15 protein-coding genes and 2 pseudogenes are annotated in these 20716 nt (G+C 70.4%); 7 read left to right on the top strand and 10 right to left on the bottom strand.

Features of this window, described 5'->3' with window-relative positions:
- Positions 1-227: 227 nt before the first annotated feature.
- From ACFWYS_RS15075 to ACFWYS_RS15065, 3 genes are all read left to right on the top strand, one after another.
- Positions 228-2888, top strand: a complete 2661-nt coding sequence (locus ACFWYS_RS15075; protein WP_384767681.1) for a SpoIIE family protein phosphatase — start codon at positions 228-230, stop codon at positions 2886-2888.
- Positions 2885-3976, top strand: coding sequence for a sugar ABC transporter substrate-binding protein (locus tag ACFWYS_RS15070; protein ID WP_384767678.1), 1092 nt, complete (start codon positions 2885-2887; stop codon positions 3974-3976). The genes ACFWYS_RS15075 and ACFWYS_RS15070 overlap by 4 nt, the downstream gene beginning before the upstream one ends.
- Positions 3977-4122: 146 nt before the next feature.
- Positions 4123-5424 carry a hypothetical protein gene (locus ACFWYS_RS15065; RefSeq protein ID WP_384767675.1) on the top strand — a complete coding sequence of 434 codons (1302 nt, stop codon included), beginning with the start codon at positions 4123-4125 and terminating at the stop codon, positions 5422-5424.
- Positions 5425-5484: 60 nt separating this feature from the next.
- On the opposite strand, the gene ACFWYS_RS15060 is transcribed toward ACFWYS_RS15065, so the two are convergent.
- The 3 genes from ACFWYS_RS15060 to ACFWYS_RS15050 all read right to left on the bottom strand — a co-directional run bounded on the left by ACFWYS_RS15060 (position 5485) and on the right by ACFWYS_RS15050 (position 9093).
- Positions 5485-7299 (bottom strand): ABC transporter ATP-binding protein, encoded by a 1815-nt coding sequence (locus ACFWYS_RS15060; protein ID WP_384767672.1) that lies wholly within the window; start codon positions 7297-7299, stop codon positions 5485-5487.
- A 420-nt stretch (positions 7300-7719) separates the two neighbouring features.
- The gene (locus ACFWYS_RS15055; protein ID WP_384767669.1) at positions 7720-8646 is read right to left on the bottom strand and encodes a GNAT family N-acetyltransferase; all 927 of its coding nucleotides are present in this window, start codon (positions 8644-8646) and stop codon (positions 7720-7722) included.
- A gap of 72 nt (positions 8647-8718) precedes the next feature.
- Complete coding sequence (locus tag ACFWYS_RS15050) at positions 8719-9093, bottom strand: SH3 domain-containing protein (protein WP_384767666.1); 375 nt, start codon at positions 9091-9093, stop codon at positions 8719-8721.
- A 196-nt stretch (positions 9094-9289) separates the two neighbouring features.
- Here ACFWYS_RS15050 and ACFWYS_RS15045 point away from each other — a divergent pair, with 196 nt between their 5' ends.
- Complete coding sequence (locus ACFWYS_RS15045; RefSeq protein WP_384767663.1) at positions 9290-9739, top strand: hypothetical protein; 450 nt, start codon at positions 9290-9292, stop codon at positions 9737-9739.
- Positions 9740-9793: 54 nt separating this feature from the next.
- Entirely contained in the window at positions 9794-10588 is a 795-nt protein-coding gene (locus ACFWYS_RS15040; RefSeq protein WP_384767660.1) for a DUF817 domain-containing protein, read from the top strand.
- Between the two features lie 9 nt (positions 10589-10597).
- On the opposite strand, the gene ACFWYS_RS15035 is transcribed toward ACFWYS_RS15040, so the two are convergent.
- The 6 genes from ACFWYS_RS15035 to ACFWYS_RS15010 all read right to left on the bottom strand — a co-directional run bounded on the left by ACFWYS_RS15035 (position 10598) and on the right by ACFWYS_RS15010 (position 18689).
- Positions 10598-12475 (bottom strand): LamG-like jellyroll fold domain-containing protein, encoded by a 1878-nt coding sequence (locus ACFWYS_RS15035; protein WP_384767658.1) that lies wholly within the window; start codon positions 12473-12475, stop codon positions 10598-10600.
- A gap of 165 nt (positions 12476-12640) precedes the next feature.
- Entirely contained in the window at positions 12641-12967 is a 327-nt protein-coding gene (locus tag ACFWYS_RS15030) for an antibiotic biosynthesis monooxygenase family protein (protein WP_384767655.1), read from the bottom strand.
- A 151-nt stretch (positions 12968-13118) separates the two neighbouring features.
- Positions 13119-14282: a trypsin-like serine protease gene (locus ACFWYS_RS15025; RefSeq protein ID WP_384767652.1), complete on the bottom strand. Its 1164-nt coding sequence runs from the start codon at positions 14280-14282 to the stop codon at positions 13119-13121.
- A gap of 207 nt (positions 14283-14489) precedes the next feature.
- Positions 14490-15533 carry an L-glyceraldehyde 3-phosphate reductase gene (mgrA, locus tag ACFWYS_RS15020; protein WP_384767649.1) on the bottom strand — a complete coding sequence of 348 codons (1044 nt, stop codon included), beginning with the start codon at positions 15531-15533 and terminating at the stop codon, positions 14490-14492.
- Between the two features lie 251 nt (positions 15534-15784).
- Positions 15785-16459 carry a hypothetical protein gene (locus tag ACFWYS_RS15015; protein WP_384767647.1) on the bottom strand — a complete coding sequence of 225 codons (675 nt, stop codon included), beginning with the start codon at positions 16457-16459 and terminating at the stop codon, positions 15785-15787.
- Positions 16460-16505: 46 nt separating this feature from the next.
- Positions 16506-18689 (bottom strand): glycoside hydrolase domain-containing protein, encoded by a 2184-nt coding sequence (locus ACFWYS_RS15010; RefSeq protein ID WP_384767644.1) that lies wholly within the window; start codon positions 18687-18689, stop codon positions 16506-16508.
- 378 nt (positions 18690-19067) lie between these two features.
- On the opposite strand from ACFWYS_RS15010, the gene ACFWYS_RS15005 reads away from it, so the two are divergent.
- Complete coding sequence (locus tag ACFWYS_RS15005) at positions 19068-20021, top strand: DUF2690 domain-containing protein (RefSeq protein WP_384767641.1); 954 nt, start codon at positions 19068-19070, stop codon at positions 20019-20021.
- Positions 20022-20069: 48 nt separating this feature from the next.
- On the opposite strand, the pseudogene ACFWYS_RS15000 reads toward ACFWYS_RS15005, so the two are convergent.
- Positions 20070-20285 (bottom strand): annotated as a pseudogene (locus ACFWYS_RS15000) (rhamnogalacturonan lyase); the annotation flags it as partial.
- Positions 20286-20421: 136 nt separating this feature from the next.
- Here ACFWYS_RS15000 and ACFWYS_RS14995 point away from each other — a divergent pair.
- Positions 20422-20702, top strand: a pseudogene (locus ACFWYS_RS14995) (hypothetical protein); the annotation flags it as partial.
- Positions 20703-20716: the final 14 nt, after the last annotated feature.

Raw genomic sequence — 20716 nt, 5'->3', positions numbered from 1 at the left:
GAGACCTCCCTTTCCTCCACCTCGCGGGGTGAGGAGGGCGGAAAATACTGCAAGAAATGCGGTGATATCGACTATGCCGCAAGTGTGGCACCGGCCGCGATGAACTGCGAACGCGTCCGCACGTCAAAGGATCTGTCCACTTTGCCCGCATGTGAGACGCTGGTAGCTGAGCGCCCCGATCTCAGTCTGTCGGCACCTGTGGCCTGGGGCAGGAGGAAGGTGCGGACATGCCTCATGACGGCCGTGCCCGGGCCGGCGTCTCGCAGCTACGGGCATCGGAGGCCGGGGCTGCGGGCACCGGTTCACCGCCTCCGGAGCGCGAGGCCGTCGCCCCGGGGGAGCGCGCCCTGGCGTTCGCCGGAGTGGCGCTGGCGGCTGTCTACGTGCCCGGCGCCGGGGAGCAGGAACTCCGCTTGCTGGAGACGGCCGGACTTCCCACGCCCCCGCCCGGACGCCCCGCGCCCCCGCCCGGACTTTCCGCCTCCCAGCCCGGTCTCTCCGTGTCCCCGCCCGCACACCCCGTCTCCCGGCCCGGACACGCCCTTTCCCGGCCCGGGCACACCGTCACCCCGTACGCCCTGCCGGAGCACCTGCCCCTGCCCGGCGGCTCACCCGCGGCGCAGGCCTACCGCACCGGCCGGCCGCTGTGGCTGAACCCCGCGGCCCTCGCCGCCTACGAGGGCGGCACGGCAGCGGCGGCGGCACAGCTGTCACTCGGCGCGCTGCCCCTCGGCGCGGAGGGCGGACGGCTGGGCTGCCTCGTGGTCGTGGGGGCCTCCGCCGACGGATTCGAGACCGAGCAGCAGCGCTTTCTGGAGCGGTACGCCGAGGCGGTCGCCGCCCTCCTGCGGGCCGGACCCGACCGGCCCGCCGCGCCCTCGCTGCTCGGCCTCGCCCTGCGCACACTGCGCGTCGGCTCCTTCGTCCTGGAGCCGGACACCGGCGTGATCGACGCGGACGACATGCTGCTCGAACTGGTCGGCATCACGCCCGACGACTTCGACGGCAAGGCGGACACCCTGCTCGCCAACGCCCTCCCGGAGGACATGCACGCGCTGATGTCGGTCCTGGAGCCGTCCATCCCCGCGTTCGCCCGCCGGGAGCTGGAGTTCCGGGTCCGCCACCCCACCGGCGAGGTGCGCTGGCTGACCCTGAGATGCCGGGTGGCGGCGCGCTCCGACGACCGGCCGCAGCAACTGCTGGGCGTGGTGACGGCGACCTCGGTGCAGCGCCGCAGCGCCGACGACGTCTCCCGGATCCAGTGGCTGACCGCCGCGCTCGACGACGCCACGACCGTCGAGGACGTCGGCCGCGTGGTCGTCACCGCACTGCGCGAACCGCTGGCCGCCGACCGCGTGGCACTCGCCGAGCTGCGCGAGGACCGGCTGGTGGTCATCGTGCTCGACCCGCCGACCCCCGCCGCCTGGCCGCAGACCTGGAGTGCCGAGTGGCGCTCGGAGTGGCCCGACGCCTCGGTGCGCGCCCTGCCCACCCTCCAACTGGCCCTGCGGGACGGCCGGATGGATCTGTGGCCCGCCGGTACCCCCCTCGAACCGGGCCTCGCGGGCATCGGCGCCGGCGGCCTCGCCGTCCTGCCGCTGCCCGCCAAGGGCGGGATCGTCGGCGTGTGCCTGGTCGGCTGGGACCAGCCGCACGAGTTCGCCGCCGAGGAGCGGTCCGTGCTGACCGCGACCGCCGCACTGATCGGGCAGGCCCTGGAGCGGGCGCACGCCTACGACGCCGAGCAGGAGCTCGCGACGATGCTCCAGCGCAGCCTGCTGCCCCGGCGCCTGCCCGAACTGCCCGGCGGGAAGGCCGTCGCCCGCTATCTGCCCGCCCGGCGCGGACTCCAGGTCGGCGGCGACTGGTACGACGTCATCGTCATCTCCGAGGACCGGGTGGCCCTGGTCATCGGAGACGTACAGGGACACAGTGCCGGAGCCGCGACGATCATGGGCCAGATGCGCACCGCGGTCAGGGCGTACGCCGTGGAGGGCCACCCGCCCGACGTGGTCGTCTCCCACGCCAACCGGCTGCTCGTCGGCATGGAGACCGACCTCTTCGCCACCTGCTGCTATGTCGAACTGGACATGGAGGAGGGCAACGCCCTCTTCGTCCGGGCCGGGCACCTCGCCCCGCTGGTCCGCCACCCCGACGGCACCACCGAGGAGGTCGAGGTCGAAGGAGGGCTCCCGCTGGGCGTGCTCGCCGAGGCGGAGTTCCCCATGACCGCGGTCGCGCTGACCCCCGGCACGGTGCTCGCCCTCGTCACCGACGGCCTCGTCGAAGCCGCCGACCTGCCCCTGGACGAGGGCATGGACCGGACCCGCGTCGCGCTCGCCGCGGCCGACCCGGCCGACACCGGGCGGATGGCCGACGCCCTGCTCGGCGACGAGGGCCGCCGCGAGGACGACGTCGCCTTGTTGCTGCTGCGCTACGACGGCATGACGGCCCGGCCGATCCGGGCCGGCTGGGTGGTGTGGCGGCTGCCCGACGCCGTCATGCACGCCCGCCGCTTCACCGCGCGCACCCTGCGCGGATGGAAGGTCGAGGCAGCGGCCGACGGAGTGCTGCTCGTCGTCTCCGAACTCGTCACCAACGCCCTGGTGCACACCCAGGGACCGGTCCGCCTCGACCTGATCCTGCGCGGGGACCGGGTACGCGTCAGCGTGAGCGACGCCTCGCCGCGGGCCCCCGCCAAACCGGTGATCGTCGACTGGGAGTCGACCGGCGGCCGGGGCCTGCTCCTGGTCGAGGCGATGTCGGACTCCTTCGGCTCGGTCCCGGTGGCCGGCGGCAAGCAGGTGTGGAGCGAGATCCGCGTGCCCCGACCAGAACCGGCCGCCGCGGACGCGGAGCCCCGAAGGCAACGAGGGGGCCTGCCATGAGGACCCGGACCCGGACCCGTAACCGCACCCGGCAGGTCGCGGCGGCCATCGTCGCCGGACTCATGACGATGACCCTGGCCGCCTGCGGGGAGGACGACGCGGCGGACAAGGACAGTTTCACCATCGGCCTGCTCTTCCCGAACCGGGTGACCCCTCGCTGGGAGAAGTGGGACAAGCCGCTGATAGAGCGGCGGCTGAAGGAGCTGTGCCCCCGCTGCACGGTGCGGTACGCCAACGCCGACGGCGACGTGGTCAGGCAACGGCAGCAGATGATCTCCATGATCACCAAGGGGGTGAGCGTCCTGATCCTCAATCCCGCCGACAGCAAGGCGATGCGCTCCTCCATCCAGGAGGCACGCCAGGCGGGCGCCTCGGTCGTCGCCTACGACCGGCTGGCCGAAGGGCCGATCTCGGGCTTCGTGAGCTTCGACGGCGCGCAGATCGGCAGACTCCAGGGCGAGGCACTGCTGAGGGCCATGGGGGGCGGCGGGAACATCGTCATGATGAACGGCGACCCGACCAGCGCCAACGCGGCGTGGTTCCGCAGGGGCGCGCTGTCCGTCATCACGGGCAAGCTGAAGATCGCCAGGTCGTACGACACCGCGGCCTGGAGCAGCGACAACGCCCACGCCAACATGTCCGCCGCGATCGCGGCCCTGGGCTCGGACCGGATCGGCGGCGTCCTGGCGGCCAACGACTCCATCGCCGAGGGAGCCATCTCCGCACTCAAGTCGGCCGGTGTCCGCCGGCTTCCGCCCGTCACCGGCCAGGACGCCGATCTCGACGCCGTGCAGCGCATCGTCAAGGGCGAGCAGTACATGACGGTGTACAAGCCGTTCACGGAGCAGGCCGCCGCGGTCGCCAACATGGCCGTCGCCCTGGGGCGTGGCGAGGACGTCCGGGACGCGGCCACGACGACGGTGGACAGCGCCACCAACAAGGACATCCCGGCCGTACTGCTCACTCCGAGAACGGTGACGGTCGGCGACATCAGGCGGACACTCGTCGACCACGGCGTCTACACGATCGACCAGATCTGCACCCACAAGCTCCGGCCCGCCTGCGCCCAGGCCGGACTCTCCCCATGACGGGCCCCAACCGGCGGAACTGACGGACATTCGGAAAAGGACGGCGCCCCGTACAACCCTTGGGCCACGGCGGACGTCTGCTGTACGGGAACTCGCGTTCCCCCACAGCTCATCCATCCGTCACCGTCGCTTAACCAGAGGACCTCATGCCCCACACCGCTCCCGGCCACCGCCTGTTCCGACAGACCGCCGGCGCGATCGGCGCGGTCGCCCTGATCTCGCTGGGCGCCACGCCCGCCGTCGCCGCGGACACCGCCCCCGGACTGGTGCTGGGCGAGATGGCCCCGTTCGAGGGGGTGAAGCCCGGCAGCACCTTCGAGGTGCCCGCGACCTTCACCAACACGGGCACCGAGGCCCTCGACAAGGTGTGGCTGTCCTACACGGTCAGCCACGGGCTGAACCACACCGACCTGCCCTCCAACTGCACCGCCTGGAAGATCTGGGGATTCGACGAGATCCCGGTCAGCACACAGGCGGTCTGCAAGTTCGACCAGACCGTGAAGCCCGGCGTCGTCTACGCGGCCGAAAGCGATATGCGGGTCGACGCGCTGGACAGCGCGCTGTACGACACCGTCCGGGTCGCGGTGACCGCCAACGACAACGCCCCCGGGGACGAGGCCTCTTCGGGCCCCGTCCAGGGAACCGGCCCCGCGCTGAAACTGGTCGAGCGGCCCGACGCCACCCCGGCTGCCCCCGGCTCCGCGGAGCACGAGGACTGGGACGCGCAGACGGTGAAGGTGACCGCCGCGAACACCGCCGACTTCCTGGTGACGGGCGACCGGCTGAAGGGCCGTGTCGGAGACACCGTGGATCTGAAGCTCAAGTTCACCAATGCCGGGCCGGGTTGGGTCTACAACGGGACGGTCGGTATTCCGCTGACCCACGTGCTGATCAAGATGCCCGCGGGCACGTCGGTGACCAAGGGCAACGGCTACTGCGACAAACAGTCCTCGGGAACCTACGAGTGCGGCATCAGCCAGGCCTGGGTCAACGAGGGCGAGGGCGAGACCTACACCTTCAAGCTGAAGATCGACAAGGCGGTGCAGGGAGCCAAGGGCTCGGTGGCACTCGAAGCGAAGTCCCGGCCGTTCGACGACAACAAGGCCAACGACAAGGCCGACATCACGCTTGATGTCACCGGCGGCGGCTCGACCGGCGGCAGCGGCTCGACGGGCTCCACCGGTGGCTCCGGCTCCACCGGCGGTGCGGGCACCACGGGCGGCTCCGGCTCCACCGGCGACTCCTCCGGCGGCGGTTCCGCGACCGGCGGGACCTCCACGACCGGCGACTCGACGACCGGTTCCACGGGTTCGACCACCGTCTCCGGCGACCTGGCGAGCACCGGTTCCGGCTCCACCCTGCCCGTCGCGGGCGCGGCGGCAGCGGCCGTCGGCATCGGCACGGGCGCCGTCCTGCTCGTACGCCGCCGCCGCGCGGCACACCGGTAACGACCGTCCCCCACGGGCGGCCCGGCGACGGAATGCCTCCGCCGCCGGCCCGCCCGAGGTTCAGGTCACCTCGGCCCCAGCAGGGCTGTCGTTGAGGAAGCCACCCGACTGGTGCTGCCACAGCTTCGCGTACGCGCCCTCCGCCGCGAGCAGTTCGTCATGGCTGCCCTGCTCCACGATCCGTCCGCGGTCCAGGACGACCAGCCGGTCCATGGTGGCCACCGTGCTCAGCCGGTGCGCCACCACCAGCGCCGTCCGCCCGTCCATCAGCCGCCACAGTGCCTCCTGCACGAGGATCTCGCTCTCCGAGTCCAGCGCGCTGGTCGCCTCGTCGAGCAGCAGGATCGGCGCGTCCCGCAGGATCGCCCGGGCGAGGGCGACCCGCTGACGCTGACCGCCGGACAGCTTGATGCCGCGCTCGCCCACCATGGTGTCGAAGCCGTGCGGCAGCGCGTCCGCGAACTCCGTGACGTGCGCCGCCTCGGCCGCGCGCCGGATCTCGGCGTCGGTGGCGTCCGGCCTGGCGAACGCGATGTTGTCGCGCAGCGTGCGGTGGAACATCGCCGGGTCCTGCGGCACATAGGCCATCAGACTGCGCAGATCGGCCTGGCGCAGCCGGCTGATGTCCCGACCGCCGACCAGGATCCGGCCCGAGTCGATGTCCGTCATCCGCAGCAGCAGCCGGGTGAGGGTGGTCTTGCCGCCGCCGGACCGCCCCACGAGGCCGATCCGCGACCCGGCCGGCACATCCAGGTCGAGGCCCTCGAACAGCGGCCGGCCACCGGAGTGGGCGAAGGCCACCTGCTCGAAGCGGACATGGGCGGCCCCCGGCGGCAACGGCTCCGGCGTCGGCGGATCGAGCACGGTGGGCGGCGTCAGCAGCAGTTCGGTGAACTGGGCGGCCTCCGTCATCGAGTTCTCCAGCCGGCGGTAGATCTGGTTGAACTCGAACATGATCCGCGTCGCGTTGGAGTAGTAGGTGAAGGCGACCACGGTCGCCTCCACGCCGTGCGCGCCCCCGCCGAGCGTGACCGCGAGCAGCAGCCCCAGCGCGTTGGTCAGCACCGACATCGGCGCGACCAGGGTGTCGATGCGCAGATTGCCGTAGTCCCACGATCTGAGCATGAGCCGCCGCGAGTCCGCGACGCGGGTGCGGTGCTCGGCGGCCTCGCGTCCCTCGGCGGCGAACGCCCGTACCGTGTCCATGTTCATGAGGCTGTCGGCGACATGGCCCGACACCCGGGCGATCGCCTCCTCACGCTCGTCGACGAGGGCCTGGCGGCGCCGGATGAGGGGCACCACGCACACCGCCGTCACGAGGATCATGGTGAGCAGCCCGACCACGAGCAGCGGTTCGTAGCGCCACAGCACCACTGCCCCGAACACCAGCGGCACGAAACTGCCCACGATCTGGAAGGTCAGCGTGTCGACGAACTGCTCGAAGCGGGTGGCGAAGCTCAGGACGCGCTTGGTCAGCGATCCGGCGAAGTTGTCGTGGAAGAACGCGGCGTCCTTGGCGAACAGTTCGTCCATCCCGATGACGTACAGATGCTCGATGCCGAGGGCGTCGAGGCGGTTCAGGCAGTGCAGCGCGATCCGCCACAGCGCCTCGGCGAACAGCAGGACACCGACGAACCCGAGGACGTACGGCAGTGTCGAGGCGAGGGTGATGTCCTTGTCGTCGGCGAGGTCACCGACCAGCTTGGCGACCATCAGCGGTGCGATGTAGTTGATTCCGATGTTGCCCACCGCCGAGAGCAGCATCGTGGGTACCGTCAGCCGGCGCAGCCGGGCCAACTCCCGTCCGTAGTAGCGAAGTGCGAGAAGTACCGAGCGTTTGCCCGGCAGAACCCTGCGCGATGGAGGCGTACTCATCCCAACCCTGTGTTTCTCCTGCGGCAGCACGCCAGACCTGCCCGAGGGCAGGAGGCAGCGCCGCAACGGCCGTGTGAGTTTGGTTCGAGTGCGGAAGTGTCCCGCGACGACGACAGCGCAGTCCAAGTGTTTTCCGGCCCGCCGAGTGCCTTCCGAGCCGGCCCCGGACGCCCTCGCCCACCGGCCGCGGGGCCCGGCCTCCTCCACACCGGACCCGCACGGCACGCAATGGCTCGGGAACCCCAACTCCCTTACATCAGGGAGGACTTGGTGCAACGCCGGCCCCGCTCGGCATCCGGCTGGACCATGGCCGTGTTCGGCGTCCTCACCGCCACCACGGGCACGACCGGCCTCGTCGCCCCGGACGCACTCCTCACCGCCCTGGGGTTCACCCGTGCAGGCGAATGTCGACCCCGGCGGTCAGGTCAGCACCGTCTCCCAGGTGTCCACGGCGTAGTGGACGGTCAGCCCGTGCCGTGCGTAGAGGGCGGGAGCCCCCGTGGCGTTGGCGGTGTCCACGCCGAGCCCCACCGTCTCCCGCCCGCGCGCGGCGAACGCGGCGAACGCGTGCCGCAGCAGCAGGCCCCCGAGACCCCGGCCACGGGCCTCCCGCAGCACCCCGATGCTCCGGATCCAGCCCATGGCCTCCCGGTCGTCCCGGGCGAGGAGGAACCCGACGTCCCCCGACTCCTCGGTGCCGACGACCCACACCAGCGACCAGTCGAGCGTCTCGGCGTCGACATCCCGCAGCCACTGCTCGTAGGTACGCGGCTGGAAGTCGAAGTGCGCGGCGAAGCTCGCCTGATACAGCGCATGCACTCGCGCACGGTCCGTCTCGTCGGCACACGACCGCAGCCATACGCCGGACGGAACCGTCGGAGTCGGGTCCTCGGCCGCGTCCAGGAGGCGTTGCAGCACGTGATAGCGGCGTACGACGTACCAGCCCCGCCGCTCGATCAGCCGCGTGTCGAGCGTGGGCCGGGCGTTCAGGTGCAGATGCACCACCGCCCTCGCCGCGCCGTTCTCCCGGGCCTTGGCCGCCGCCCGGGCCGCCATCGCGTCCAGCACCAGCTCACCGGCCCACTGGTGCTCGGGCAGCACATAGTGGTCGACGTCGATGCGCTCACCCCCGGACTCGTCCCACAGCAGTCCGTAGGCCACCAGCCGGTCGCCGTCGTAGGCCAGCCAGGAGTCGTGCTCCAGAGCGATGTCCGGGTTCTTCAGATCGGCCTCGACGGTCTGCACGTCGGTCTCGGGCCGCCCGATCTCGATCCGGTCGACGGCGTTGAGCAGTGCGGTGATGACGGCCGCGTCGGCGCGGTCGGCGGAGCGCAGGACGTAGGCCATGGGGCTCAGGGTCCGGGGGAGGGGAGGACGGCCGCAAAGGGTTTTCCCCGGCGCCGGTCCTCCCCCCGGCGGTCAGCAGCTCGCCGAGGCGGGCAGATCGCCGTACTCGTTGCCCTTGAGGTAGACCGCACTCACATACCCCTCGGCGAGCTTGACCCACACGTTGTTGGTGATGCCGTAGTCGCTGACGGTCTCGCCGCGCTCCCAGCAGTACGCGCCGCGCGGCTGGTTCGCCTCGACCTTGCCGACCGTGGGGAAGGCGCGCGCCGGACCGGAGCGGACGTTGACCGTCTCGTACGGCACTACGGCGTACGGCGCCGCCATGATGCGGGCACCGCCCCGGTCCGCGGCGGGGGCCGCGACGGCGGTCGCCGCGGTGAGCGGCCCGAGAAGGGCGAGCGCACCGGCACCGACGAGTGCGGCCCGGGCGAAGACACGAGTGGACATGGCGGGTTCCCCCTGTTCCTGTGGGTCAATGCCCGGAACTCTAGGGAAACCCGAGGTCACAGGCACCCTGAGACTTCTCAGGTACCGCACGCGGGGCGCCGCGCCCTACGGTCCTGAAGACGAAGCGGTGCGAGTCCCGAGGAGGGCGGCCACCGCCGGTACGACCGTGACACCACCGACCCGGAAAGAGGCTCGCATGCGCCGCCGATCGCTCCAGACCCTGCTGGCCACTTCAGGCGCCGCCGCGATGCTGGCGCTCACCCCGCTCAGCGCGCACGCCGCATCGTTCTCGGGCGGCAACTACGGCGCCTACGGCTTCGAGGGCCAGTACCCCACCGTCGGCGGCTGCTCCGGGACCTTCCGCCAGGTCGGGCCGACGAAGACCTTCGAGGGCATGGCCCTGAAGTACTTCTACTCCGACAAGTGCGGCTCCTTCGCCCGGATCGAGAACTCCCGCGCCAACTGCGCCGCGGTACTGGAGCGCTCGAACTCCGGGGCGGGCCGCGCCGACGGCTGGGTCTCGGAGACCGTCGACTCGGGCATCAACTACGCCTACACCAAGATCGGCAGCAACCTCAGCGGCCGTGTCTCACGGGCCCTGCTGGCGTGCGACGGGCACGCCCTGACGAACACCAACTGGTACTGACGCCCGGGAACCGGCGGCAACCGAGCAGGCCGGGAGCTCGTCCTTCAGGACATCATGCTCACCACCATCACCACAGGCCCCCTGGCCTCCTCGGTCCGCCAGCTGCTCGACTTCGCCTGGACGCAGACCCGGTCCTGCGCCTTCGCCATCGCGCTGATGTCCGGCGTGGCAGCGTCCACCCTGCTGCCCGGCCTCCCCGTGGCCCGCTACGACCTGCTCGTCGCCTACGGTGTGCTGCTCACCCTCCTGTTCTGGCTGCGCGGCTGGGAGAACGGCCGGGACGTCGCCGTCATCACCCTCTGCCACGTCATAGGCCTCGCCTTCGAGCTGGTGAAGGTGTCCCTCGGTTCATGGAGCTACCCGGAACCGGCCGTGCTGAAGTTCGCGGGCGTCCCGCTGTACGGAGGGTTCCTCTACGCGGCGGTGGGCAGCTACGTCTGCCGCGCCTGGCACCTCTTCGATCTGGAACTGGTCCGCTACCGCCCCCGCGCGACAGCGCTCGTGGCCGCGGCGATCTACGTCAACTTCTTCAGCCACCACTGGCTGCCCGACGCGCGCTGGCCGCTGGCCGCCCTGCTCCTGGCCGTCACCCTGGGCACCACGGTCCGCTTCACGGTCCATGGCGTCCCCCGTCGGATGCCGCTGGCGCTGTCCTTCGTCCTGATCGGCTTCTTCCTCTGGGTCGCCGAGAACGTCGCCACCTACCTGGGCGCCTGGCGCTACCCCTACCAGCTCCACGGCTGGCAGCCTGTGGGCGTGGAGAAGATCGGCGCCTGGTCCCTGCTGATCAGCGTCACCTTCGTGCTGGCAGCGGTGTCCCGAACGCGCCGCGGGCCTCGCCCCAGGTGAGTGCGGACGTCAGCCGCCCGCGGTCACCTGGTTCATCGGCAGCCACAGCGTGGTGTTCGAGGAGGGGCCGGTGTTCGTCTGGCGTACGCGGGTGAGCTCGGCGTCGGTCAGGGCCCGGTTCCAGACACGGACCTCGTCGATGGCGCCGGTGAAGAACGCCCGGCCGTCCATGCGCTGCCCGATGTGCACGCCGAACGGCGAGTTGCGGCTGACGGATCCGGACACGCCGGCCGTGCTGATCGACCTGCCGTCGATGAACAGGGTGAGCCGTCCGCCACCGCGGCGCAGCGCGAGGTGGTGCCACCGTCCGTCGTTGTGCGCGGCGGTGGTGCTCACGGAAGCCGACCGCACGGTCGTCGCGCCGCTGCGCACCGTCATCAAGGCGCGCACCCGGTTGCTCGCCGGTTCGCCACGCAGCCAGAACTGCGGCTGGCCGCCGCCGATGCCGCCCATCCACAGCATCGGCTGCTCACCCGTCCGACGGGTGTAGCGAAACCAGAGGGAAGCGGTGAAGCTCTCGGTGCCGAGCTTGAGTTGGGAGCGGTACGGCAGGCGCACCGCGTCGTCGACGCCGTCGAAGGCCAGGGCGTTACCGAACACGCCGGCCGTGGGCGAGGCGCCGCCGAGTACCCTCGCGCGCGACGCGGACGGGGCGAGGTCGGCCGTGGTCGGGTCGGGGCCGCGGCGCGGTGTGAGCCACTCCTCGTTGAACCGGGCGAAGCGGATCTCGTCGCGGGCGTCGACGGCACCGCCCTCATACATCAGCCCCACCACGTCGCCGCCGATGTGCACCAGGTCGGAGTAACCCGCCCAGTCCTCGGACACGACGGTGCCGCGGTCCACGCTCTCCCAGGTGTTGCCGCCGTCGTAGGAGGAGCGGATCATCATCGTCCGGCGGCGGTCCGGATCGCCGGGACAGGACAGCAGCAGGCGGCCGCCCAGCTGCAGGGTCGAGCCCTGGACCTGCGGAGTGTAGAGGTCCGGCGCGGCGCGGAACCGGCTGACGAAGCTGTCGCCGCCGTCGAGACTGAAGGCCTGGGTGCGGTGGCCCAGATCGGTGCCGTCCTGCTCGCGGCCGCTGACCAGGATGGCGCCGTCGGTGCGCTCGGTGAGGGTGACCTCGGACGGCTTCTGGCGGAAGGTGCCGTTGGTGGCGATGGGCCAGGTGTCGGTGGCGCCCCTTCGCCAGGTGGTGCCGCCGTCGTCGCTGACGATGAGGGCCGCGTGGTTGGCGGTGACCCTGCTGCCGTTCCAGGTCTCGGTGTTGACGCCGAAGACCAGCCGGCCGGGGTGGGCGCCGCGGGTGAGCTGGATCCCGTGGACGGGGCCGGTGGCGTACCAGGAGTTCCAGTTCGGGGGTTTGATCTGGGCACTCAGGTTGCGCGGCCGGGTCCAGGTGCGGCCGTCGTTGTCGCTGTACTGGAGGTGGGGGGTGCGGTTGCACGGGATGGAACAGCTGTTGCCGTTCGTACTCGCCGGGTTGTGTGTCTGCGGGAGCAGGATGCGGCCGGTCAGCTGGTCCACGACCGGGGCCGGGTTGCCGTGGGTGTTGCCGCCACCGTCACTGACGACCCGGAGGGGTCCCCAGGTGCGGCCGCCGTCGGTCGAGCGCTTCAGCACGATGTCGATGTCCCCCGCGTCACCGCAGTTGTTCCGACGGCCCTCGGCGAAGGCGAGGAGCGTGCCCTGGGTGGTCCGCACGACCGCCGGGATCCGGAAGCAGGAGTAACCCGGATCCTGGGAGGCCTTGAAGATGACCCGCTGCTCGAACAGGGGTACGGCCTTGGCGGGTTGGGCGTGGGCGGGGCCGGCGAGGGCCGCTGCGGTCACTATGGCGACGGCTGTGGCGAGGGCGAATCTCGGACGTGTGCGAAGCCCCGACGGCATAGGCAAAGCCCTTCATTGTGCCTTTTGTTAGAACATCCCACGTCCAATTTATTAATGTTTAGTGGCATTTGTGGTCAATGACACGCCACAGAGGGGAGGGACCGTCGGATCCAGGCCGGTCCGGGGGTACCGCAGGCACCCCCGGGCCGGCTCCGGCCACTGCTGCTACTTCGTCGGCGCCGCCTGCTGCACGACCTCGAAGGACCACAGCGTGGACCCGCTGGCCGCCGGCTTCGGACGCTCGCCGCCCTCCGTGCCGCCGCCCTGGTGGGCCGACTTCATCGGGCCCTCCATCCAGGCCTGGAAGGACTCCTCGTCACGCCAGCGCGTGTAGACGAGGTAGCTGTCGGTGCCCTCCACCGGACGCAGGAGCTCGAACCACTCGAACCCGTCCGAGTTCTCCACGGCGTGCGCCCGCGAGGCGAACCGCTTCTCCAGCGTCTCGCGCTGCTCGGCGGGGACGGTCAGTACGTTGATCTTGACTACGCTCATGGCCCTCATCCTGCCGCACGCTCACCGGCTGCACCGCCTCAGGGCCCGTGTCCCCGGCGCCTCGGTGGTGCGGTGGTGCCGGCGACGGACACCCGGCCGGGGCAGGAGCGATCCGGTCAGCCACCGCCAGGACCGCCCCTCCCCCCTCGCGTCAGGCCGTGTGCAGGGTCAGCCCGTAGCGGTTGAGTATCTCGTTGACCGGCTGGAACCAGGTCTCCCCGCCACCGGAGCAGTTGCCCCAGCCGCCCGAGGTGACGCCCTGCGCCTGTTCACCGCTGATGAAGGAGCCGCCCGAGTCGCCGGGCTCGGCGCAGACGCTGGTCTTGCTCATCTGGTGCACGGCGCCCTGGCTGTAGTTCACCGTCTCGTTCTTGGCCAGCACGTTCCCGCAGTGCCAGTGTGTCGTGGAGCCGGAGCGGCATATGGAGCTGCCGACGGGTGCCTCGGCCGAGCCGCGCACGAGCCGGTCCGGGACCGTGCCCCAGCCGAGGACCACGGGTACTGTCCACCAGCCGCTGCCGACACTCACCCAGGCGTAGTCGTTGTCCGGGAACGAGGACCCCTGGAACGTACCGATGTGGCTGCCGTCCCAGCCCCTGACAGTGCCCCCCGGCTGGCCGCAGTGCCCGGCGGTGACGAAGCCGCCGTGCACCGAGAAGCCTATGGAGCAGCGGACGTTGCCCGTGTAGTACGGGTCGCCGCCGACCGTTCCCGCCGCGAACGTGCTCGGGGCCGCGGCGACCGTATCGACGGTGACCGGCCCGGCCGCCCGGGCGCGGGAGACGAATCGGCGGACATCGTTGTCAGTCTGCTTGTCGCGTACGACGTTCACGACGACCGTGCTGCCCGCCGGATCGACGTGCCAGCTGCTCACACCCGAAGGCGCGTTCATCCGGTCGATCCGGGCCTTGGCCGCGTCGAGTTCGCGCGCACTGTGCGCGACGGTGCGCACCGCCGCTCCGGTGGCCCGGACCTTCCGTACGGTCGCCTCCGGCGCGTCCGGCGTGACGGCCACGGTCAGCCGCCCGCTCTTCGAGTCGAACCACGAGCCGCCGTAGACCGCCCCGGCGGCCTTGCGCGCCTTCGGGGCGAGGTTCATGGCGGTGCGTTCCGCGGCCAGTCGCGCCTTCGCCTGCTGCTTCGTCAGGCCGAGGTCGCGCTGCATGGCCTGCAGCAGTCCGGCGGAGGCGGGTTCGACGGCATCGGCCGCCGGGGCGGAGTCGTTCGCCGAGGCCGGCCCGGTGCCGCCCGCGGTCCAGCCGCCGAGCACGAGGAGTACGGCGAGACCTGCGTACTTGAGTCTGGTGCGTCTCACGGGAGTTGCCCTTCGTCGTTCCAGCAAGGTGGGGTGGAACAACCGCAAGCTGAGAGCGCTCTCATTCGGGTCGGGCAGAGCTTAGCGACGGCGCCGTGTCAGGTCCATACCAAAAGCGGCCGTTGACGGGTGGGACGGGGAAGCCGGGCGACCGGTGCGGGCCGCCCGTCCTCGGCAGCGGTTCGAGGGCGCCCCGGCCCCCGCGGCTCAGCCGAGGTTGCCGGTCCGGGCGTCCTGCCACAGGTCGACGCCGCCGTCGGTGGCGTATTTGTCGATCTCGGCCAGCTCCTCGTCGCTGAAGTCGAGGTTCTCCAACGCGGCCACGTTCTGCTCCAGTTGCTCGGGACGCGAGGCGCCGATGACCAGCGAGGTCACCCGCGGATCGCGCAGGGCCCAGGCGAGCGCCAGCTGGGCGAGGCTCTGCCCGCGCCCGGCCGCGATGTCGTTGAGCGCACGCAGCCGGCGCAGCATGTCGTCCGACAGCCAGCCCTCGTCGAACGACTTGCCCTGCGTGGCCCGCGAGTCCGCCGGGATGCCGTCGAGATAACGCCCGGTCAGCAGCCCCTGGGCCAGCGCGGTGAACCCGATGACCCCGAATCCCTCCTGCTCGGCGGCGTCAAGCAGGCCGTCGGTCTCGATCCAGCGGTTGAGCATGCTGTACGACGGCTGGTGGATGAGCAGCGGCGTGCCCAGCTCCCGGAGGATGGCGGCCGCCTCCCGGGAGCGCGCCGTGTCGTAGGACGAGATGCCGACGTACAGCGCCTTGCCCTGGCGCACCGCGGTGTCGAGCGCGCCCATCGTCTCCTCCAGCGGGGTGCTGGTGTCGAGCCGGTGGGAGTAGAAGATGTCCACGTACTCCAGTCCCGTCCGCCGCAACGACTGGTCGAGCGAGGCCAGCACGTACTTGCGCGAACCCCCGCCCTGGCCGTACGGGCCGGGCCACATGTCCCAGCCGGCCTTGGTGGAGACCACCAGTTCGTCCCGGTACGGCGCGAGGTCCTGCTTCATCAGACGGCCGAAGTTGATCTCCGCGGAGCCGTACGGCGGACCGTAGTTGTTGGCGAGGTCGTGGTGGGTGATGCCCAGGTCGAAGGCGCGCAGGGCGATCTCGCGCTGGCTCTCGAAGGGGCGGTCGTCACCGAAGTTGTGCCAGTAACCCAGGGACAGAAGGGGGAGGTCGAGTCCTGAGCGTCCGGTGCGCCGGTAGCGCATCGTGCCGTTGTAGCGCTCGGGGTCCGCGAGGTGGGTCATCGAGTGGTGCTCCTGTCTGGTTCCGGTCCTGTTCCGGTGTCCAGCGCATCGTTGCATTGCGTGCGGCCAGGGGGACGGGAGCCACCGACGACGAACCCATGTTTCTTGAAATCAGGAATCAATATGGACAGGGTTCCGGCCGCGCGCCGATCGCTCTTGTTGATCTCGTGCGGGGCTGCGGTGCGGTTTGGTCCGCCTGGGTGTCAGAGCGAGGGTGCGTGCCCATGACCGCACGCGCCCTCGCTCGGCGGTCAGCGGGTCCGGATGCGCTGAACGCGGCGGGACTTGGCGAGGCGGGCGAGTGTGGCCGGGTCCGCGACCGATCCGGCGGTCTGGGTCCGGAACTCGCTGTGCCGGCTGGTGTCCAGCCGGGTGGCGACCTTCGCCAGGGCGCGGCTGCCGGGCCCGGCGTTGATGTGGAAGTGCGAGGCCTTGACCGGGGTGAGGTCCGCGCCCCAGGTCACGGTGCCTTCACAGTCCGCGAGGATGTCGCGGACGACGGCTTCCTGGTGGGGCCACAGTGGCTCGCTGCCGCCAAGGGGGTAGGCGGTGGGGTGGAGAGCGATGGCCGTGCCGGACAGATGGTTCGACTCGAAGTCGGCGCCGATGACGCGGCTGGTGGTGTGACCGGTGACGCCGCCGCCTTCGCCCGTGTCCAGCGGGGCGATCTCGTAGTGCCAGCGGCGCGCGACGTGCAGCAGCACCGCGGCCGCGGCGGTGTGCAGGGCGACCTTGGCGGTGGTGCCCTGGATCCGGTGGGTGCCCATGGCGGCGAGGTCGATGCGCCAGCCGTTGGCGGAGCGGTCGCGGCTCCACCGACGGTCGCTCGGTGCCGCCGCGGCCGATCCGGGGACGAGGACGCCGTCCGCGAGGACGAGCAGGCCGGTGCCCGCGGCGGCTCCCATGAAGGTACGTCTGGTGATCATGGATGGTTTCCTCGCTTCTCTTCCTCGGGGTTGGCCGTTGCGCGGGTCAGGAGACACTGGACACCCCCGGGTCGCCGCCGTCGCGCCAGACGTTGTGGTCCAGGCCCCAGCCGGACTGGAACTCGTACTCCCGTATCTGGTTGAGCGACCAGTTCGCCGGCAGGGGATAGCCCAGGTTTCCCGAGAAGCCCCAGGACATCCCGGACACGAACGACCAGCGGGCATCGGCCTCGTGCGAGACGCGGATGCAGACATTGCGGGAGCCGTAGACGCCGTAGTCGTAGCGGTTGCCCAGCGCGGCGAGGGCGTCCCTGACGCCTTTGAAGTACGGCAGAACGTTGCTGTCGATCTCGGAATCCATGGCGTCGTAGTCGACGGCGAAGTAGATGCAGGCGCCCGCCCCGATGCCGTGCTCGACGGCCTTGGCGTGGGCCTTCGCGCCCTGGTCGTACCCCTTGTCGTAGGTGAAGTTGCCGAGTTGGGTGCCGTTGTACTGGAAGATCGGGAAGAGTCTGAGTCCGGCGTCGTAGATGACCTGCGGCTCGCCGGGCTTGAGGGCCTTGCCGAGGTAGTAGGGATCGCTCGGGGGGAGGTGTTCGTCGAGGTAGCGGCCGACGATCCGGTAGCCCGCGGCCTTGAGTGCTTGGGCGCGTGCCGGTGTGATTTCGGTGATGCAGTCGCAGCCCGTGGCGGGGCGCGAGGTGTCACCGGAGGACACCAGGAGCTGGGCCCAGGTCGTGTAGTCGTTGGTGGCGGTGACCGGGATCTGCGAGAACGCCTGGAACGACCGCAGCCACGTCAGGTGCGTACTGGTCTCGGCGTCCGTTCCGATGTCGTCCGGGTTGTACATCAGCGGCGCGCCGTTCGACAGGATCGTCGGCGAGTTGAAGTAGCAGGCGGCGCGGAACAGATAACGCAGGTCGCCGGTGAGCGCGGCGGAGCCCTTGCCCTTCAGCCCGGCCTGGGTGCCCGGACCGAAGTACCCGTTGATGGAGGCGAGGGCGATGCCGATCTCGTACTGGATGGCCATCATGAACCCCTGCTGGACATCCCGGGAGTAGATGCCGTCGCAGGGGACGAGCCCCATGGCGGGTATGCCGATGCCCGCGACATAGCGCGAGTTGAGGCGGTGCTGGACGGCACGTATGTTGATGTCGCCGCCGCGCACGAGACGGAACTGGTCCATGCGCAGCAACGCCTTGGAGACGTGGGGCCACATGGCGTACTTCTGCGACAGGTTCGTGTACGACAGGCCGATGTCACCGTAGAGCTGGGCGAGCGCGTCCTCGGAGTCGCTGTTCCATATGCCGAGCTTGGTCGACGTCCAGTAGCCCTTGCACCACAGCGCGCTGTTGTAGATGCGGACGATGTTGGCGTTGAACTCCTGGCCGGGCAGCGTGTTGCGGTTCTTCACGGCGGTGAAGGTGCCCGGTCCATAGCTCTGCACGGTGGGCGATATACCGAGTTCGTGTTGCAGTCCCTGGGTCAGGGACAGAACGGTCGACCAGCCCGTGTATCCGGTCTCCGGACATCTCACGTACCCGGAAGCGACCCCTGCGTAGGCGGCGTTCACCCACTTCTGGGCCGCGTAGACGTAGATGTCCCCGCGGCCCTTCCACGGAACGGACGGGTCGATCGTCGAGCCCTGCTGCGCGTACATGGTGAGATTGCCGGGGCACTGGGTGTCGTATCCCTTGGAGTGCGGGAAGATGTTCGGCCCGGCCCGTCTGTCGCTCGGGACCTCGCTGCGCAGATAGGCGATGAGGTCCCGGTACGACCGCAGCATCTCGTCGGTGGGATAGTCCGGTTCGGCGAGCAGGGCGCAGATCGAGTAGAAGGCGGTGTTCCGCCCGACAGCGCCGTAGCCGTCGACCCAGATGTGGCCCTTGGGGACGTCGCCGCTCGCCGGGGCGTCACCTCCGTTCGCCTCACCCCGTTCCAGGCCGCGGCCCTCGTAGACGACGCCGTGCGGGCAGATCAGGAAGTTGTACTGGATGTCCTTCTCGCCGTCGTCCAGATCTTCCTCGAAGACGCCCGCGATGTCCTTCTTGCAGTCTTCCTCCGAGTCGGGATCGAAGGAGAAGAACGATCCTCTGTAGTGGATGAACACGCCGCCCTTGTATGGCTCCCACGGGCTCCCGGCTTCCGGCGGAGCGGCTGCCTTGGCCCGCTCCGCCTCGTCCTTCACGTACACGGCCCAGGTACTGCGTGGCTGGATGGTGACTGGCATGGTTCCTCGTTTCGCCTGAACGCGGTTTCGGTGGCGAGCGGTGCGACGGACGCCGTGCTGGTTGTCGATCTCCAGGTCGGACTCGTCGTCGTACTGGTAGGAGCAGGCCCGCGCCGTGATGTGCCCGCCACTTTTCGGCCATGTTCGTCTCGGGCATGACAGGCCCTTCTCCCTCAAGGCATGCCCCCTCGGCCGTCCCGGATCCGATGCCGGGTTCGGTGAGCTGCGTTCGAACACGGACCGGCCGGACCGGTCCGGTGACACTCATGGTCGTGGTCCCCCGGCGGGTGAGGAGGGCATCCCGCCAAAGCTGGGAAATTCGGGGACGCCCCCTCCGCGACCTGGTGGGATGCCAGCCACCGTGGGAAGGATGGGGACATGACGCGTTGGAGAGCGCTCCCGGAGGATCTCGAACCGGAGATGGCTCATCTCGTTCGAGAACTGCGCGGCCTCAAGGATGTCACCGAACTGACGCTCGCCGCTCTCGCCTCGAAGACGGCTTACAGCAAGTCCGCCTGGGAACGCTACTTCAACGGCAAGAAGCTGCCACCCCGCCAGGCCGTCACCGCGTTGGCGGAGATCGCGGGCCCCGAGCACGTCGCACCCCTGCTCGCGCTGTGGCAGCGTGCGACACAGGCCGAGACGCGAGGCCGACCGCGCCGGCAGGACAGCTCTCGGGCGACTGCGGCGGCTGACGACGAACCCGTGACGACCGGCGCCGACGGAGACGGCGACGGCGACGAGAGGGCTGGTGACAACCAGCCCCTCTCCTCAGACCGACGTGCGCGACGGGGTGTCGTAGCCGTCTGCGCGGCAGCGACCACTCTCCTCACGGGCCTCGCCGTCCTCGTGGCCGTCGTCCTGCAGCAGCAGGAGCCTCGGACTCCGGGAAGCGGAACCGGACAGGCCGGGGCGACGGCGGCGAGCCCCTCGCTCCTGGCGGCCGATCGGTCGGAAGCGCCGGTCGGCTGCCGGAAAGAGGCGTGCGAGGGGAAGGATCCTCAGCTGATGGGCTGCGGACAGGACGCGCGGACAGCGGCCTCCGTGTGGCTGGCCGGCACGCTGATCGAGCTGCGCTACAGCTCGCGCTGCCAGACCGCCTGGGGACGCATCCTGGCGGCGAAGGTGGGGGATCAGGTGCACGTCGACGCCGTGGACGGACGAGCGCTGACCGGCCGGGTGAAGTTCGGTGTCGACGCCTACAGCCCGATGGCCCCGGCCACGGACCCGTCCGAGGCGCGGGCCTGCGCCACACTGACGGAGAAGATCGCGAAATGCACACCCCAGGGGTCGAATGCCGTGGTCAGCCCGAGTTCTTCGTCCGGCGGCTGAAGGTCCCGCGGGAGGCCGCGCACCGCGGTCGGCCGCCCGCCCCGTCAAGGGGGGGTACATAGCTGGCCGCGGTGCCGTCGGTATCTCGTTGCTGATGAGGAAGCCGCGGGGCGGGGGTTGGTCGTAACCGGTGTTCTGCCGGGCCGGCGCCGTGCGGTATGTGGTGTCGTGCAGCAGCGTCGTGATCTTCGAGCTCGTCTCCTGCGGCGTCGAGTTGATCCGCAGTGTCGTGTTGCCGGTCGTCGGCCAGACGACCTCCTCGCGCGTGCGGAGGCCGGGGTCGGGAGGCCGGCGATCCCGGCGTGGGCCCATAGCGTCGTGCGGCCAGCGGGGAGGCTGCCGCTGCCGGACGGCCGAGGCGGGCGCCGTCATTGAGCAGCGGTTGAGCTGATCGGTGGCCCTCACGGGCCTGCTCCGGGGCGCGTCCACGACCCGTGCGCTCCGGCTGGGCCACCTCACCGCCGCCTCCGCCCTCCAAGTCACGGGAGACCACGGCCCCTTGCCCGCAGCACGGGAGACGGCGGCGCTGCTCCCCTCTCGGAGCGGGAGTGGGTAGAGCGATGCGCCCCCAATCCATCCAACCCATCCAGGCCATCCGATCCATCCGATCCATCCGATCCATCCGATCCATCCGATCCATTCAATACATCGGATGGGTTGCCGTCGAGCGAGCATCGCTGACCTGGCGTGGGCTC

It is taken from the genome of Streptomyces sp. NPDC059010, from assembly GCF_042740355.1.
In the GTDB taxonomy this organism is placed as follows: Bacteria; Actinomycetota; Actinomycetes; order Streptomycetales; family Streptomycetaceae; genus Streptomyces.
This window is presented reverse-complemented; position numbering and strand designations above follow the sequence as displayed.